General features: G+C 70.7%; 17 protein-coding genes. 9 read left to right on the top strand and 8 right to left on the bottom strand.

The genetic code is table 11. The features are described 5' to 3' along the window. Window positions 1–7 precede the first annotated feature (7 nt). Window positions 8–1,846, top strand: a complete 1,839-nt coding sequence (locus tag BN2279_RS00750) for an acyl-CoA dehydrogenase (protein WP_059005725.1) — start codon at window positions 8–10, stop codon at window positions 1,844–1,846. Window positions 1,847–1,906: 60 nt separating this feature from the next. Here the strand turns inward: BN2279_RS00750 and BN2279_RS00745 are convergent, their stop codons facing one another. Next, window positions 1,907–2,275 carry a nuclear transport factor 2 family protein gene (locus tag BN2279_RS00745; RefSeq protein ID WP_059005724.1) on the bottom strand — a complete coding sequence of 123 codons (369 nt, stop codon included), beginning with the start codon at window positions 2,273–2,275 and terminating at the stop codon, window positions 1,907–1,909. Between the two features lie 152 nt (window positions 2,276–2,427). Here BN2279_RS00745 and BN2279_RS00740 point away from each other — a divergent pair, with 152 nt between their 5' ends. Further along, window positions 2,428–2,931: a peroxiredoxin gene (locus BN2279_RS00740; protein ID WP_059005723.1), complete on the top strand. Its 504-nt coding sequence runs from the start codon at window positions 2,428–2,430 to the stop codon at window positions 2,929–2,931. A gap of 97 nt (window positions 2,932–3,028) precedes the next feature. On the opposite strand, the gene BN2279_RS00735 is transcribed toward BN2279_RS00740, so the two are convergent. From BN2279_RS00735 to BN2279_RS28975, 6 genes are all read right to left on the bottom strand, one after another. Further along, complete coding sequence (locus tag BN2279_RS00735) at window positions 3,029–3,877, bottom strand: helix-turn-helix domain-containing protein (RefSeq protein WP_059005722.1); 849 nt, start codon at window positions 3,875–3,877, stop codon at window positions 3,029–3,031. 12 nt (window positions 3,878–3,889) lie between these two features. After that, window positions 3,890–4,408: a DUF6879 family protein gene (locus BN2279_RS00730; RefSeq protein WP_407702169.1), complete on the bottom strand. Its 519-nt coding sequence runs from the start codon at window positions 4,406–4,408 to the stop codon at window positions 3,890–3,892. Continuing rightward, window positions 4,389–4,664, bottom strand: a complete 276-nt coding sequence (locus BN2279_RS00725) for a hypothetical protein (protein ID WP_059005720.1) — start codon at window positions 4,662–4,664, stop codon at window positions 4,389–4,391. The genes BN2279_RS00730 and BN2279_RS00725 overlap by 20 nt, the downstream gene beginning before the upstream one ends. 173 nt (window positions 4,665–4,837) lie before the next feature. Next, window positions 4,838–5,941: a protein-L-isoaspartate O-methyltransferase family protein gene (locus BN2279_RS00720; RefSeq protein WP_234347238.1), complete on the bottom strand. Its 1,104-nt coding sequence runs from the start codon at window positions 5,939–5,941 to the stop codon at window positions 4,838–4,840. 596 nt (window positions 5,942–6,537) lie between these two features. Beyond that, complete coding sequence (locus BN2279_RS28980; RefSeq protein ID WP_059005718.1) at window positions 6,538–6,819, bottom strand: helix-turn-helix domain-containing protein; 282 nt, start codon at window positions 6,817–6,819, stop codon at window positions 6,538–6,540. Next, on the bottom strand, window positions 6,816–7,151 hold the full coding sequence (locus BN2279_RS28975; RefSeq protein WP_059005717.1) for a hypothetical protein: 336 nt from the start codon (window positions 7,149–7,151) through the stop codon (window positions 6,816–6,818). The genes BN2279_RS28980 and BN2279_RS28975 overlap by 4 nt, the downstream gene beginning before the upstream one ends. A 135-nt stretch (window positions 7,152–7,286) precedes the next feature. On the opposite strand from BN2279_RS28975, the gene BN2279_RS00705 reads away from it, so the two are divergent. The 4 genes from BN2279_RS00705 (at window position 7,287) to BN2279_RS00695 (ending at window position 10,392) form a co-directional block, all read left to right on the top strand. Further along, window positions 7,287–8,624, top strand: a complete 1,338-nt coding sequence (locus BN2279_RS00705; RefSeq protein ID WP_059005716.1) for an NsdA family TPR-like regulatory protein — start codon at window positions 7,287–7,289, stop codon at window positions 8,622–8,624. Window positions 8,625–8,708: 84 nt separating this feature from the next. After that, window positions 8,709–9,026, top strand: coding sequence for a hypothetical protein (locus BN2279_RS00700; RefSeq protein WP_059005715.1), 318 nt, complete (start codon window positions 8,709–8,711; stop codon window positions 9,024–9,026). Beyond that, on the top strand, window positions 9,023–9,277 hold the full coding sequence (locus BN2279_RS26910) for a type II toxin-antitoxin system RelE family toxin (RefSeq protein WP_079031699.1): 255 nt from the start codon (window positions 9,023–9,025) through the stop codon (window positions 9,275–9,277). Before BN2279_RS00700 ends, BN2279_RS26910 begins: the two co-directional genes overlap by 4 nt. Before the next feature lie 92 nt (window positions 9,278–9,369). After that, the gene (locus BN2279_RS00695) at window positions 9,370–10,392 is read left to right on the top strand and encodes an NsdA family TPR-like regulatory protein (RefSeq protein ID WP_059005714.1); all 1,023 of its coding nucleotides are present in this window, start codon (window positions 9,370–9,372) and stop codon (window positions 10,390–10,392) included. A 174-nt stretch (window positions 10,393–10,566) separates the two neighbouring features. On the opposite strand, the gene BN2279_RS00690 is transcribed toward BN2279_RS00695, so the two are convergent. After that, entirely contained in the window at window positions 10,567–11,094 is a 528-nt protein-coding gene (locus BN2279_RS00690; protein WP_159037013.1) for a hypothetical protein, read from the bottom strand. Window positions 11,095–11,502: 408 nt separating this feature from the next. Here BN2279_RS00690 and BN2279_RS00685 point away from each other — a divergent pair, with 408 nt between their 5' ends. The 3 genes from BN2279_RS00685 (at window position 11,503) to BN2279_RS00675 (ending at window position 15,852) form a co-directional block, all read left to right on the top strand. Beyond that, a complete protein-coding gene (locus tag BN2279_RS00685) occupies window positions 11,503–12,228 on the top strand; it encodes a uracil-DNA glycosylase (RefSeq protein ID WP_324612796.1) in 726 nt (241 codons plus the stop codon). Between the two features lie 133 nt (window positions 12,229–12,361). Then, window positions 12,362–13,546, top strand: coding sequence for a SirB1 family protein (locus BN2279_RS00680; protein ID WP_079031698.1), 1,185 nt, complete (start codon window positions 12,362–12,364; stop codon window positions 13,544–13,546). Continuing rightward, complete coding sequence (locus BN2279_RS00675; RefSeq protein WP_059005712.1) at window positions 13,543–15,852, top strand: polysaccharide pyruvyl transferase family protein; 2,310 nt, start codon at window positions 13,543–13,545, stop codon at window positions 15,850–15,852. Before BN2279_RS00680 ends, BN2279_RS00675 begins: the two co-directional genes overlap by 4 nt. Window positions 15,853–15,913 lie beyond the last annotated feature (61 nt).

The raw sequence follows: 15,913 nt of genomic DNA, 5'->3' as shown, positions 1-15,913 counted from the left end.
GCGCGCCATGGCTCCCTCCTCGCCGTCCTCGCCGTCCTCGCCGCCCTCCCTGCTGCTCTCCCGGCGCGACCTGGACTTCCTGCTGTACGAGTGGCTCGACGTCGAGTCGCTGACCGGGCGGCCCCGGTTCGCCGAGCACGGGCGCGAGACGTTCGACGCGGTGCTGGACCTGAGCGAGACGATCGCCACCCGGCACTTCGCCCCGCACAACAAGAAGAACGACGCGCAGGAGCCGCGCTTCGACGGCGAGCGGGTGCACATCATCCCCGAGGTGAAGGAAGCCCTGCGCGTCTTCGGCGAGGCCGGGCTCATCGGCGGCGGCATGGACGCGGAGGTCGGCGGGCTCCAGTTGCCCTCGGTCGTCACCAGCGCCTGCTTCGCGTGGTTCCAGGCGGCGAACGTGGGCACGTCGGCCTACCCGTTCCTCACCATCGCCAACGCCAATCTGCTGCTGGCGCACGGCACCCGCGAGCAGATCGACACCTACGTGCGGCCGATGGTCGAGGGCCGATTCACCGGCACCATGTGCCTGTCGGAGCCGCAGGCGGGGTCGTCGCTGGCCGATGTGCGCACCCGGGCGGAACCGGACCCGGACGGCGGACCGGAGGCGTACCGGCTGTTCGGGAACAAGATGTGGATCTCGGCCGGTGATCACGAACTGTCGGAGAACATCATCCATCTGGTGCTGGCCCGGATCCCCGGCGGACCGCCCGGGGTCAAGGGACTGTCGCTGTTCGTCGTGCCCAAGTTCCTGGTCGGCGCGGACGGTTCGCCCGGCGAGCGGAACGACGTGGTGCTCGCCGGCCTCAACCACAAGATGGGGTACCGGGGCACGACCAACACCATGCTCAACTTCGGGGAGGGCGCGTTCCGTCCGGCGGGCGCGCCCGGCGCGGTCGGCTTCCTCGTCGGGGAGCGGCACCGGGGGCTGGCCGCCATGTTCCACATGATGAACGAGGCCCGCGTCGGCGTCGGCCTGGGCGCCACCGCCCTGGGCTACACGGGATATCTGCACGCCCTGGACTACGCCAGGACCCGGCCGCAGGGCCGTCCGCCGACCGCCAGGGACGCGACCGCGCCGCAGGTGCCGATCATCGAGCACGCCGACGTCCGGCGGATGCTGCTGGCGCAGAAGTCGTACGTCGAGGGCGCCCTCGCCCTGATCCTGTACTGCGGGAAGCTGCTGGACGAGGAACGGACGGCGCCCGTGCCCGAGGACCGGGCGCGGGCGAAGCTGCTGCTGGACGTGCTCACGCCGATCGCGAAGAGCTGGCCCTCGCAGTGGTGCCTGGAGGCCAACAGCCTGGCCATCCAGGTGCACGGCGGCTACGGCTACACGCGCGAGTACGACGTCGAGCAGTTCTACCGCGACAACCGCCTCAACCCCATCCACGAGGGCACCCACGGCATCCACGGGCTCGACCTGCTGGGCCGCAAGGTCATCATGGACGACGGCGCGGGGCTGCGGCTGCTGGCCGGGACCGTCGCCGCGACGACCGCCCGCGCGGCCGGACTGGGCGGCGAACCCGCCGCGATGGCGGCCCGGTTGGACGCCGCCATGGCCCGGGTGGCCGAGGTGACCGGCACCCTGTGGGCCGGCGGCGACGCGGAAACCGCGCTGGCCAACGCCTCGATCTACCTGGAGGCGGTCGGGCACATCGTGGTCGCCTGGATATGGCTGGAGCAGTTCCTGGCGGCCGAGGGCCGCACCGGCGCCTTCCACGACGGCAAACGGCAGGCCGCCCGGTACTTCTACCGGCACGAACTGCCCAAGACCGAGCCGCAGTTGACGTTGCTGGCCAGTCTCGACCGGACCGCGCTCGACACCCCGCCCGACTGGTTCTGACCGGCCCGCGCCTCCCCGCTGCCTCGCGGCGGGGAGGCCACCGGCCGGACCACACCCGGACTACGCCCCCGCCGGGACCCGGTCCAGGAACCCGCTGACGCCCTCGATGCGGCCGTCCTCCGCGATGCTGATCACGTCGAACCCGGCGACGGGCGCGGCGCCGTCCGGGGACACCAGCTCCCAGCCGAACCGCGCGGTGCGGTGGTGCCCGTCCACCGTGCCCAGCGGGCGGAACCGGAAGCCGGGGAACTGCTGGTGCACGGCCTCGATGAGGCCGGCGATCTCCTCGTGGCCCCGCACGTCGGACAGCGGGTCGGTGTAGGTGCCCTCCTCGGTCCACGCGTCGGCCACGGCCTTCGCGAGTGCCTCGCCGGACGCGTTCCACGCGGTGAAGTAGCCCTCGACGGCGGCCTGGTAGTTCACGGACATCGCTTCCTCCTGGAAGGTTCGGGGGGTTCCGATGCGCCTACGATGCCCGGCCGCCGTACGCCCGGTCGATGACCGCCGAGGTAATGGCGGGGGGCCGCCGGTAGGCTGGGCCGGACCTGCCCCACCGGCCGGGAAGTGCGAAGGAGACGCCCGTGTCCAAGGTCCCCGATGTCGGCACGCGTGCCCCCGACTTCACCGTGCCCGGCGTGGTCGTCGGCACCGACGGTGAGGCCCGGCGCGGCGACTACTCCCTTACCGCCCCCCGGAGCGGCCCGCTGGTCCTGGTCTTCTACCCCGGCGACAACACCCCGGTCTGCACCAAGCAACTGTGCTCCTACACCTCGGAGTTCGAACGCTTCAAGGCCGTGGACGCCACGGTGTGGGGGATCAGCCCCCAAGGGCTCGACAGTCACGAGACGTTCGCCCGCCGCCACGCGCTGAGCTTCCCGCTGCTCGCCGACACCGACCGGACGGTGGCCCGCGCGTTCGGCGTCGCCGTCCCCGGACTCGGCCTGCGCCGCTCGGTGTTCATCCTCGACACGGACGGCACCGTGCGCTGGCGGCACGTGGCCGTACTCGGCCTGACCTTCCAGGACGTGAACACCCTGACCGAACACCTCACGACGACCACCACGGACGACCCCACCCACGACTGACACACCGGCCCGCACGCCCGCCGCCCCCTCGCCGGGGACCTGACGTGGCCGGCTTCTCACCGGCCGGACCCGGACCGGACCCGTAGTCGCACAGCGATCACCCGAGCGAGTCCATCGCCGTCGTGATCAGCGCACGAGCCTTGGAACCGTGGACCGCCATAGCGGCCAGTTCGGCGAAGGTCTCGGCATATGCGGTCACCTCGGTGGGCTGCGTGAGCGTAAGAAAACCCGAGACCAACTCGATGTTCACCTGCGCTGTGTCGAAGATCCAGAAGCCCTCGACGGGCATACGAGACCGGTTCGGCCGCATGGGCACAACACCCAGACTCACATGGGGAAGTGTGCCGACCGTCAGCAGGTGACGAAGCTGTCCCATGAGAACTTCTGATCCGCCGATCCCGTTCCGCAGCGCCGGCTCCTCGACCAAGAACGCGAAGAGCCGATCACTCTCGTACAGCAAGCGCTGTCGCGCCATGCGGGCTTCCACCGCTTCGGTCACGTCATCCATCGCGACTCGCCTTCGCTGCACTGCTCGCAGTACCGCTTCCGTGTAGCCGTATGTCTGGATCAGCCCCGGAACCATCCACGATGAATAGGACCGGAATCGGCGCGTGCGTTCGTACAACGGCAGCCGTGCTTCCTGGGCTTGCCTGAGCCCGGCACGTTCCAGACGTCGCCAACCGACCCACATGTCGTCGACCGATCGCAGCGACGCGATGAGGTCGTCGATCTGATCCTCTGCCCCGCAGGCACGGCACCATGCCCGGATATCGTCGGCGGACGGCGGTGTACGGGCATTGATGATCCGTGACGACTTGGCGGCGGACCAGCCACAGAGGTGGGCCAGTTCACGCCCTGTCAACCCAGCGTCCCGACAGATCTCAGCAAGTCGATTGGCCAGCCCTTGCCGGGCCCGCTGGGCACTCGAAGACGGTGAGGAAGCCATGGTTCCGACGGATCAGCGGGGACGGTAAGCCTCGTGCGGGATCGCTCGTTGCCACACTGCCTCGAAGGCGTCGGTGCACAACTTCACCCGCTTCGGGTCCTCTGTGTATTCCCGTCCGTCCTCGTCCAACTGTCCTTCTCCGGTGAAGTGATGGAACAGTGCCAGCGCGCCGTCGAAGACCCAGAAGTCCGTCCCGGGCAGGCCGATGTCCGTGGTCTGCCGCCTGGGCAGCCAGCGGACAAGTTCACCGGCGGCGAGGTTGGTGAACGTCCCGTCGAACTCGTACCTCACGTAGTCGCTGATCGGCTCGGAAACGATGCGGGCACGCCGGACGACTACCCCGCGCGCCACGGCTTCCCGGACGGCATCGTGCCAACCGCCCCACCACGACGACCGGTCGCCGGGATCGAGCCGCTTGCCTTCTCGCCACCTGATGAAGCCGGGGTCATCGAGCATGTAGCTGTCGCGCAACTCAAGGTGCACGGCGGAGCGTTGGGCTTTCGCCATGGCTTCACGCGCTGGTGCTCGCACCTGCCGCCTCTCCCTTGCTGTCGTCGGGTCGGGGGATGTATCGAAGCATGGCCGCCGGAAGCCGGATGATCGCCTCGTGAGCGGGAACGTCCGTGGAGTGGCCGGGGATAGAGCCGACCTCCTGGCACTCCCTCACTTCCCTCTCAGTCGCCTTGTACGACTGAATGAGGAGATCTCCGGTCTCCTCATGCAACCAGATCGTCGGAGACTCGTCGGTCAAAGTGTTCGGGATGATGCCCAGGAACCTGAAGGTCATGATCGCCTCTCCTGTCGGGTGCCTTGCGCGGGTGTACACGAGCGTCGCGACACGTTATTGCTGCTGTGCGGTGGTGAGCAGTGCGTGCCGGCGTCGGAGATGTGGGGCGGCGGCCGTCCCCCACGGAAGGCGGACGACCGGGGCCGGTCCTGTAGTGGTGCGGCCCGTGGGGCTCAGACCGTCCAGCAGTCGGCCGGGTCGTCCAGCCAGGCTCGCTGTCCCTCGGCGGTGACGGTGAGGCCGAAGCGTGTGTGATCGGGCTTGCCACGGGCGTCCCACCATCGGTAGGCGGTCTCCACCTCATCCCACAAGCGCCGGGGGCCCGACTGCCAGACCCGTGCTTCGCCACGCTCATCGCTGAACATCACGCATGCCCAGGATCGGTCACCGAGCCCGTAGAACCACACCGGGCGAACCCCGTCTCGCTTGTCGGCCACAGCCTGGACGCAGTCCCGCACACGGAGCCCCAGAGCAAAGGGGAGGGCGGTGTACCTCCCGGTGAGGAATTCTGCTTCCGTGATGTCCGTGGTGGACGTGTCGGCCCGGGCCATGGCCTTCTCCGGGACGTATGCGTCGTGGACCGGTAGCGACACCCGCTGAGCGCGCAGTTTCATGAACTCCACGGGACGTGTGAAGTGTCCCGAAGCCTCTCCGACCCCGACGACCAGCCGGGCGACGGCATCCGCGTTGCTGTAGTGGGTGCCCCACGGAGCGACGATCAGGCCGCCGCGCCGGGTCTGTTCGATCCAGGCCGGCGGAATCTCCCGGACTCCCACAGTGGCCAGAATCCGGTCATAAGGTGCCTTGGCGGCGTGGCCCTCGAACCCGTCGCCCGCGACCACCTCCGGATACAGCCCGGCCGCGTGGAGCCGTTCGTGGGCCCGCCGTGACAGGAAATGGTCCACCTCAATCGTGGTCACCCGGTCGTGTCCGCACCGGTGGAACAAAGCTCCGGCGGTCTCGCCGGTGCCGGTGCCGACATCGAGCACGCGCATCCCCTGGTCCACGTCCAAGGTCCGAAGCATGGCGTACACGACGGAGGGCATGGAGGAGGAACTGGTCGATACCCTCCCCGGCGCGGTACCGGAATGCTCGCCTTCATCCCATTGCGTCACGATGGGGACGTTGGTGTCTGCGGCGGCGTACCACGCGTTCGGGTCGTCCGCCCGGTCCACGACGACGCTCTTACGCGTGTCCATGTCGAACGGCCACATCTGGTCAGGCAGGAAGGCCGCCCGGTCCACAGCCGCGAAGGTCGGCGTCCAGTCCGACGTCATCGATCCTGTCTCCAGGAGGACACGCCCCAGCTCCTTTCGGCCGGGGCGGTCCATCTGTACGGAGCCGGGCTTCACTTGCGGTGCGTCCCGTTGCCGGGCGGGGTCTCCCCGTCCGGGGAAGGCGGCTCCTGCGGCGGTGTCCAAGGGGTGCCCGGGTAACCGTCGTCCCCGTCCTGTTCCCCTCCGCCGTGTCCTCCGTCCGCAGCGGTGATGATCCGGGCATTGCGCATGTCGTGCCCTCCTCGCTCATGACTGTCCATCGGTGACGCGGGAACCGGCCCCGGCCGCTCGACCTGTCCGGGGTTCCACCACCGGGCCGGTCGGCATCATCGGGTCGCGGACATGCGTGCCGAGCATCTGTCCCGCGTACCAACCGTTCCTTGCCGCCGCCTCGGGGCGGAGGAGCGCCCGTCGGGGCGCTTCCGGCCTCCGTGGTGACGACACTAGCGACGGCGGAGTCGCAACTCCGAGCAGATTGCACACGGTTGCAGTGGAATCACCTGAGCGAGCCCCTCGCGAGTTCGGTGGTCATGCGGGTGCGCCTTTCTGAAGGGGGTTGGCCGGCGCGAGCGATGGCGCGGGCCTGCCTGGTGACGTCAGTCGTTCCACGTGGAGAGTGGGCGGTGGAGGCGGGAGGCTTCGGCCGGGGCTCGGAGTGGGATGTCCCATTCGGTGAACCGGCGTCGCAGGGTGGTCTCGGAGACGGCGAAGGACTGGGCGAGGGAGGCGAGGGATTCGCCCTCCTCGTACCGCCGGATCGCGGCCTCCTTCGGGACGGGACGGCGCCGGGGCAAGTAGATCTGGGCGTCGCAGCCGGCGCAGAACTTGGCGCCGTCGCGCTCCTCCAGCTTCCGGTGCGGGCACCTGGCGGTCGTCACTCGCCCGCCCCCTCCGCCACCAGCCGCAGCGCGGTGGCGAGTCGCACGGCGGCGACCAGGCCGCACCGGCCCAGCTCGATCACCGGCGGCCCGGTGAGCGACACGGTGGGCGTCGGCAGGGCGATTCCCGCCGCTTCCAGGGCGTCGGACAGGTCCGCACGGACGTCCTCGACCGCCAACGGCCGCAACGCACCGGCCGCGACGGACCATTCCCGGCCGCCGTTGACGGGCCGCAGCATGAAGTACGGCCCGGCCATGCCCATGTAGACGCCCACCGTGTCCCGGCCGAGATCCCGTACGAGTTGCCCCACGCGGGGCGACATGTCGCCCATCTCCACTCCTTCGTCGTCACTGCTTGCGCACCAAGCACAACGCAGAGCAGCATGTGAGCGGTACCGTCGTGTGAGGGACGGGCTGTCAAGTGGTTCCGCAAGGCATCAATGCCATCAACGAGGTTCGGTGAACTGATGGGTGAGCGCACGCCAAACGTCAGGCTGGAAAGACTCTTCAAGCAATCACGCCTGCGCGGCGACCAGTTCGCCAGGGCGGTGAACCGGCTGGCCGGGCAGTCGGGCGTCCGGCTCCATTACCGGCAGCCTTCCGTGAGCAACTGGCTGGCGGGCACGATGCCCCGCGAGGAGGCACGCCCGTTCATCGTCGAAGTCCTGTCACGACGGCTGGGCCGCCCGGTCACCCACGTTGACGCGGGTTTTCCCCCGCCCGCCGAGGATCCGAACAGCCGGGCGGGTATGGGTACGGTCGAGGAGTTGATCGATCTTTGTAGGAGTGATATGGATCCCTCCCGACGCGGGATACTGCACATCAGTCTCTACTCCGCCGCACTGTCCATTCCCGGGTGGCATGACGTGGTGGGCCGCCTGGAAGCCGTTCAGGGGCAACAGGTCCGGCGCATCGGCATGGCCGATGTCGAGGCGGTGACCAGCATGACGGATCTGCTGAGCCAGCGGGACACCCAGTTCGGCGGTCGCGAGACGCGCCCGATGGCAGCGGTCTTCCTGGCCAACACCGTGGCTGCGCACCTGCGGGCGGACGCGTCCGAGGACGTGCGCACGGCCATGCTCTCCGCCGCGTCGAACCTCTGCTTCGTCACCGGCTGGATGGCCATGGACGAAGGCGCGCATGGACTCGCCCAGCGGTACTACGTCAAGGGGCTGGAACTGGCCGGTGCCGCCGAGGACCACCTGCTGTACTGCACCATCCTCCGGGGAATGTCCGTCCAGGCGCTGGGCGTTGGTGACGCCCCCACCGCGCTCCGGCTGGCGACCGCCGCAGCGGTCACCCCGGACGCCGATCACCGGACCCGCGCGTTCTTCGCGGGACACCAGGCACATGCCTACGCGGCCTCGGGAGAACGGCAGAACGCCCTCCGCGCCATCCGTGTCACGGAGACGTCCATGGACAAGGCGGAGACCAAGACACGTGGCTACGGTCCGGACACGGTCGCTTACCACGTGGCCGAAGTCCGGTACGGGCTGGGCGACGTGGCGGGAAGCCTGGAGTCCCTTGGGCTGCACAGCAAGCTGGTGGACACACGGCGCCGCCGTACCCGGGTCAGGTGCGGCGCGCTCCTGGCGGAACGGCAGTTGGAGCTTGGCCACCTCGAAGCAGCCTGCGCCACCTGGCACGGTGTACTCGATGACTACCCCTACCTCCAGTCCGGCTACGCCGACGAGCGCGTGGCCACCATGAAAGCCCGCCTGCGCCCCTACCTCTCCAATGCCACAGCCCGCACCCTCCACGAACGTTCCCGAACCCTCAACACCCCCCGCCCCACACCCGCGTGACGGGAAGTGACCGCCAGGCGTTCTGGCCCTGGCCGTTACCGTCTGAGACCATTGCCGCACGAACGGTAGACGTCAGGGAGTGGTATGGACGCCATCAACGCCCTCATGGAGGGTGTCCGCGACGATGACGAGACCGCGCCCGACGGCAGTCTCGATGTCGGTGCTGCCGCAGCGGAGTTGAGGGCGCTGGCCGCGCGGGTCGGGTCGGAGCGCCGGCGTGTCGCGCTCACCGATGGAGACGAGGTGCTGGCGCTCATGATCAGCACGGCGGACTGGGAAGACCTGCGCGACGCGTTGGCCCTCGCCCGAAACGAAATCGCCCGGCTGCGGGGCGAGGACGACAGCCTGAATCACGAGGATGTCGTCTCCGAGTTGCGGGGCTGGGGCGGGGATGACGCGTGAGCAGGGTGACGTGGTCCTCCGGGGCTAAGAGATCACTGGCGAAATACCAAAAGGACGACCCCGGCGGGGTTGATCACGTACTCGACGCGGTGAACCTGCTGAGGAAGAATCCACGGCCGCCCGGGGCGCAGCCCTATGGCTCTGATCATTTGCGCATTCATGTCGGCCGTTATCGCGTGCTGTATCGGATCGTCAGCAACGAGCCGCTGATCGTGGGTATCGAGACTGTGGGGCGTGTGCCGAAACCCTGATTTCTGCCGTGACCCCGGTCATCCGACTTCCCCAGTCCTGACCGGCGGGTATCAGTACCGTCGAGGAACTGGTGGACCTTTGTAGGAGTGATATGGATCCCTCCCGACGCGGGGTACTGCACGTCAGTCTCTACTCGGCCGCGCTGTCCATTCCCGGGTGGCATGACGTCGTGGGCCGCCTAGAAGCCGTCCAGGGGCAACAGGTCCGGCGCATCGGCATGGCCGACCTCGAGGCGGTGACCAGCATGACGGATTTGCTGGATCGCAGGGACGGTGAGTTCGGTGGGCGTGACACCCGGCCGGTCGCCGCGAGTTTCCTGATCAACACCGTGGCGCCCTGCCTGCGGGCAGAAGGCTCGGAGGAGGTGCGCACGGCCCTGCTCTCCGCGGCGTCAAACCTCTGCTATCTCACCGGCTGGATGGCTGTGGACGAGGGCGCGCACGGTCTCGCCCAGCGGTACTACGCCAAGGCCCTGGAACTCGCCGGTGCCGCCGAGGACCACCTGCTGTACTGCACCATCCTCCGGGGAATGTCCGTCCAGGCGATGAGCCTCGGAGACGCCTCCACCGCACTGCGCCTGTCCACCGCCGCCACGGCAGCCCCGGACGCCGGGCCACGGAGGCGCTCGTTCTTCGCGGGACAGCACGCACACGTCCTGGCCGCCAACGGCGACGGCAAAAAGGCGCTCCGGGCCCTGGCGGAGACCGAGACCGCGATGGAGCAGGCGGAGAACCGGGGAGAGGGCTCAGGCCAGTTCGGCCCGTCAACGGTGGCTCAGATCACCGCCCAGGTCCGCTACGAGCTGGGCGATGTCGCCGGGAGCGTGGCGTCCCTGGAGTTGCACTCCAGGCTCTTGGACAAACACCGACGCCGCGCGCGGGTCCGCTTCAATGCCCACCTGGCGGAACGGCAGTTGGAGCTTGGCCACCTCGAAGCAGCCTGCGCCACCTGGCACGGCGTCCTGGACGAATATCCCTACCTCCAGTCCGGCCAGGCCGACGAACGCGTGGCCACCATGAAGGCCCGCCTGCGCCCCTACCTCTCCAACGCCACAGCCCGCACCCTCCACGAACGCTCCCGAACCCTCAACACCCCCCGACCGACACCCGCGTGACGGGGAGCGACGACCACGACGGGAGACAGGCGCGGCACACCGCCCCGCCGCCGGGGATACGTCGGTGGACGGCGCGCATCGCCCGCATACGACAACGGTGTTCTCCGCCCGCCCAGTCGGCGGACCGGCCCGTGACACGAGGACCGGTCCACCGGGTGAGCCGGGTGGTGATGGCTACGGGAGCAGCTTGATCGACCAGTACTCGGCGATCGAACCGTGGGCCGCCTGATCCGGGTGGAGCGTCACGGGGCAGTCGGTGCCGGCGATGTCGTGGCAGAGTTGTACGCGGTCATCACCGAACTGGTTGTTCCAAATGGTGTGATCGCCACGGTTGACGCCGATGACGTAGGTGCCGTAATCGGAATAGCGACCCTCGGGCACCGAGTTGCCCATGACGATCAGCGAATCCCAGACACAGACAGTGCCGGGGCGACAGACATCGTTGAAGTCCCATCCGGACCCGATTTCCCCGGGGCTGTAATCGATGTACATCGCCGAGGCGGGAGTCGCGGCGAACACGGTCATGGCCAGTGCGCCGGCGATGGCCGCGGGCACCGTGAAACGGCGCCGCCGCAGGCTCTTGAGGGGGTTTTTGAACTTCATGACGGTCCCTTCCTGTCGTTCGAGATCGCGACGGACTTCGGCCCCGCCGCGCGCATGAGTCGGCGTCACAGGGGCTTCGAGGATCTCGGGACTACGCACGTGGACACGTCACACCGCCCTCGGCGTGTGTGCGTGTGCGACCGGGAACAGCTTGCCTGGACGGTGCTGTCGCCGAACGATCGCGCACCGACGGTTCGCCGCATCGGCGCGCGCGATGCGTCACTGCGCACACGTGGTCTTCCCCCCGAAATTCCATGCTGATCCAGCACGGTCCGCAGTCGCCCATGTTCGCGAGGAAAGGGCGAAGCGTTGCCGCCTGGATGCTGGCATGCGCGGAGGCGCACCGGCCAGACTGTTCCCGATAGCAAATCAAGTCGGATTGATAAGAGCGAATCTATGGGCAGGCGGAAAGCTCACCGCACCGACCGGACGGGCTCGGGCCGCGACCGTACGGCCCGCCTCCGGCAGCCGGGTGAGCGGCGCGGCTCCTGCGGCACCATGGACCCGATGAACGAGACGGATCCGGTCCTGGACGGGGCCGCCGCGCGCGGCATGGCCGAGCTGGACGCCGCCGTGACCGGGTGCCGGGCCTGTCCGCGGCTGGTCGCGTGGCGGGAGGAGGTCGCGCGGGAGCGGCGGGCGGCGTTCGCGTCGTGGGAGTACTGGGGCAGGCCGGTGCCCGGGTTCGGGCCCGCCGACGCGCGGCTGCTGGTGATCGGGCTGGCGCCGGCGGCGCACGGCGGGAACCGCACCGGGCGCATGTTCACCGGGGACCGCTCGGGCGACGTGCTCTACGCCGCCCTGCACGCCGTGGGCCTCGCCAGCCAGGCCACCGCCACCTATCGCGACGACGGGCTCGCGCTGCGCGGCGTGCGCGTCACGGCGCCCGTGCACTGCGCCCCGCCCGCCAACAAGCCGACGCCCGCCGAGCGCGCGACCTGCCGCCCCTGGCTGCTGGGCGAACTGCGGCTGCTGCGGCCCCACCTGCGGGCCGTCGTCGTCCTCGGCGCGTTCGGCTGGCAGTCCGCGCTGCCCGCGCTGGCCGAGGCCGGGTGGGACGTGCCCCGGCCCCGGCCCGCGTTCGGGCACGGAGTCCGCCTCGACCTCGGTGACCTGCGGGTCTTCGGGTGCTACCACGTCAGCCAGCGCAACACCTTCACCGGTCGGCTCACCCCCGACATGCTCCTGGACGTCCTTGGCGCGGCCCGGGACGCGGCGGGGCTGGCGCCCTGACCGTCCGACGCGGGATATCGCGCCCGGTGTTCCGACGACTACTGTTCACCGGGCAGACGCACGGAAGTCGCTTTCGCGGGCCCACTGTGGGGCACAGTCGGCTTCCTGTCCCAGAACGGTGGAGCGCGACGGCATGGCAAAGGCGACAAGGGCGTTGTCGGGGCTGCTCGGGGCGCGGCGGCGTGACGCCGCGCGTCAGGAGGAGCTGACGGCGCGGGCGGTGCGCGGCTGCGCCGAGTACCTCGGAGGCTCGCGCGACGAGCGGCTCGCCGCCGCCATCGGCACCCTCCTGACGGCCGGTCCCGACGAGACGTTCGACGCCCTGCTCGCCACCGGCAACCGCGCCCTCGAAGCGGGCGGCGAGCGCGAGAACCGGCTCGCCCTGTCCCTCGCCGACACCGCGACCGCGCTCCGCGCCCGGTCGCGGGGCGCCTGGCGGCTGCGCGGCCTGGCCGCCGAGGCGCTCGGGCGGAACGAGGAGGCGGTCGACGCCTACGAACGGCACCTCGCCCTCCGGCAGGACACCGGCGACGGCGAGGACATCGCCCGCCGGCTCGGCGTGCTGAAGGAGATCCGCTCCTGCCTGGAGGACGCGGGCCTCGGCGCCGCGTTCGCCGGGCCCGCCGCCGAGGCCAGGACGGAGTTCGCCGCCCGCGTCGAGGCCGGGATCTCCGGGCGCGGCGCCGGGGACCCGGAGGTGCGGCGGCTCGCCGCCCGTTACGCGGCCTACCGGCGGCTGACCGCCGAGGGCCGGATGCCCGACCCGCTCCTCGCCCCCGGCGAGCCCATCGACGTGCCGGGCCTGCGGAGCCGGATAGCCGGCCGCACCGCCTGCGTCGTCGCGCCCGGGGCCGAGCCGAGCGCCGGGCTCGACCCGTACGACCTCGTGGTGCGGTACGACGCGGCGCCCGACGACGGCCGCACCGACCTGCACGCGGTGTCCGTCCGGGGCCGCGCCCCCTGGGAGGGCCCGGCGTGGCGGCACCCGGCGGAGATCCGGCTCGTCTTCGGGGAGTCCGCCGACGCGTGGCGGAAGGCGCTGCGCCGCCGCCTCGTGCCGGGCGCGCAGCGGTACTTCGGCGACGCGACGCTGCGCCGGCCGCTGAACGATCCGGCGCTGGTCGGCGACGGCCGGGCGGACGGCGGCAGCACCGCGTTCGCCGTGATCCGGCTGCTGGACTTCCTCGACGTCAGCCCCCGCATCGACCTCTTCGGCGTGCACCACCCGGGGGAGCTGGGCGACGAGGAGCGGGCGTGGGTCATGGCCCACGCGAAGAACGTGAACTGCGGCACCGGGATGAGGATCGCGCTTCGATGACACACGCGCCGGACGACTCACGACCGGTGACCGGCAAGCGCCGCGTCGCGTTCGCCTGCTACGCCGACGAGGAGCGGCTGCCCGGTCTGCTCACGCTGCTGCGCAGCCTGGCCCTGACCAACCCCGCCGTGTGCGAGGACTTCGTCCTGCTCCACCCCGGACTGCCGGACGACGCCCTCGACGCGGCGCGCCGCCTCCACCCGCGCCTGCTGGCGCGGCGGGCCGACGCGGGCGGCCGGGCCGACGTCTTCCGGCTCGCGGACCACGACACGGTCATCGCGCTGGACCCGGGGATGGTGGTGCTCGGCGACATCGGCGAGCTGCTGCGGATGCGCGAGGGGATCGGCGCGGTCCCGCAGCCGCTCGCGGATCACCCGGGCGGGACGGACGAGCCCGGCAAGGGGCGGCGGGTTGTGCCGGACGACGGGCTGCTGGTCGTCCAGCGGGACGCGGTGGACGACGCCCTGCGCGCCCGGCTCCTGGCCGCCGGCCCCGGCGGTCTGGACGCCGCCCTGGACGGGGTGCTGGTGCGGATCGACGCGCGGTACGACTTCCTCGCGAGCCGCCTGTTCGACGACACGCCCGTGCCGGACACCGTCGCCGTTCTCCGGTTTCCGCACGGGCCGGGGCCGGGGTCCGGGTTCGCGCCCGCCGAGGAGGCCAGGAGCCGGTTCGCGATGGACGACGCGGCCTTCCGCGCCGCGTACTGCGCGCTGCCCGGCACCAAGCATCCCGACCTGCTGCTGCACTGCGCCGAGCCGCTGCTGCGGGACCGGCCCACCGTGGACCTGGCCCGCGCGGTCGCCGAGGTGTACCGGCAGCAGGGCCGGTACGAGGAGGCCGTGGACGTTCTGGCGCCCGTGATGGGCACCGCCGTGGACCGGCCCCGGTGCCACCAGACGCTCGGCATGTCGCTGATGGCGATGTCCCGCTACGACGAGGCGGAGACGCACCTGCTGCTGGCCACCGCCGCGCCCGACATCGCCGCCCGCGTCTTCGCGCAGCTCGCCCGCCTGGCCTGGCTGCGCGGCGCGGACGAGCGGGCCGGCGCCTACGCGCGGCAGGGCCTCGACGCCGACCCCACCGACGCGACCTGCCGCGCCTGGTACGACCGGACGCGGCGGGAGAACGCCCCCGGCGCCACGGCCGGCACGGGCACGGCGACCGCCGCCGCGTCGGACGGCGGCCTCGCGCACGTGGCGCTCTTCGCCGACGGGCGCGAGAACGCGGGGGACAAGGTGCTGCCGGAGGCGGTCCGGCTCTGCTTCGGCCCCGACACCGGCCCGGGCCGCTGGACGTCCGTCCACGCGCACCGCCTCTTCGACGACGCCGCGCTGGAACGGGTCAACGCCCGGCGCGGCCTCGTGGTCGGCGGCGGCGGGCTGTTCCTGCCGGACACCGCGCCCAACGGCAACAGCGCCTGGCAGTGGAACGTGCCGGACGCGGCGCTGGCCCGGCTCACCGTGCCGCTGGCGGTCTTCGCGGTCGGCTACAACGTCTTCGACGGCCAGAGCTACCGGCGCCGCCGCTTCACCGAGAGCCTGCGCGTCCTGGTCGAGCGCTCGGCGTTCTTCGGGCTGCGCAACCGGGGCTCGGTGGAACGGGTCAGGGAGCTGCTGCCCGAGGAGCTGCGCGACCGGGTGCTGTACCAGCCGTGCCCGACCACCGTCACCCGGCGGCTGGTGCCCGGCTGGCGGGACGCGGACCGGCGCGACGACACGGTACTGCTCAACTGCGCCTACGACCGGGCCGGTCTGCGCTTCGGCCACGACTACGGGCACTTCCTCGCCCAGATGGCCACCGCCCTGCGGACCCTGCGCGGGCACGCCGACGTGCGGTACGCCGCGCACATGCCGACCGACGAGCGGTTCGTGCACGACCTGCGCCGCGAGCACGGGCTGTCGCTGCCCGTCGAGCCGCTGTACGAGCGGACCAACGACGAGATCCGGGACGTCTTCCGGCGCGCCAGGCTGGTCATCGGGATGCGCGGGCACGCGGGGATGATCCCGTTCGGCTGCGGCACACCGATCATCAGTCTGGTCTCCCATCCGAAGCTGGCGTACTTCCTGGCCGACATCGGCCGCCCCGAGTGGGGGGTCACCGTCCACGACCGCGCGCTGGCGGCCCGGCTGACCGAACGGGCCGTGTCCCTGCTGGACGACCACGCGGCGGCCGTCGCGGACGTGCGGGACCGGCAGCGCGAGCTGTGGCGGATCACCGAGGCGAACGTCGCCACGCTCCGGGAACTGTTCGGCATCGACACCGGGGAGGACACCGGACGGGACGCCATGCCGGCGGAAGCATGAGAGAAGCACTCCGAATATCTCACAAGATGTATTAACAACGGGGGCATGTTCTGCTAACAAT

It is taken from the genome of Streptomyces specialis, assembly GCF_001493375.1.
GTDB classification, from domain to species: Bacteria; Actinomycetota; Actinomycetes; order Streptomycetales; family Streptomycetaceae; genus Streptomyces; species Streptomyces specialis.
The sequence above is the reverse complement of the archived record's forward strand: the minus strand, read 5'-3'. Positions and strand labels throughout refer to the sequence as shown.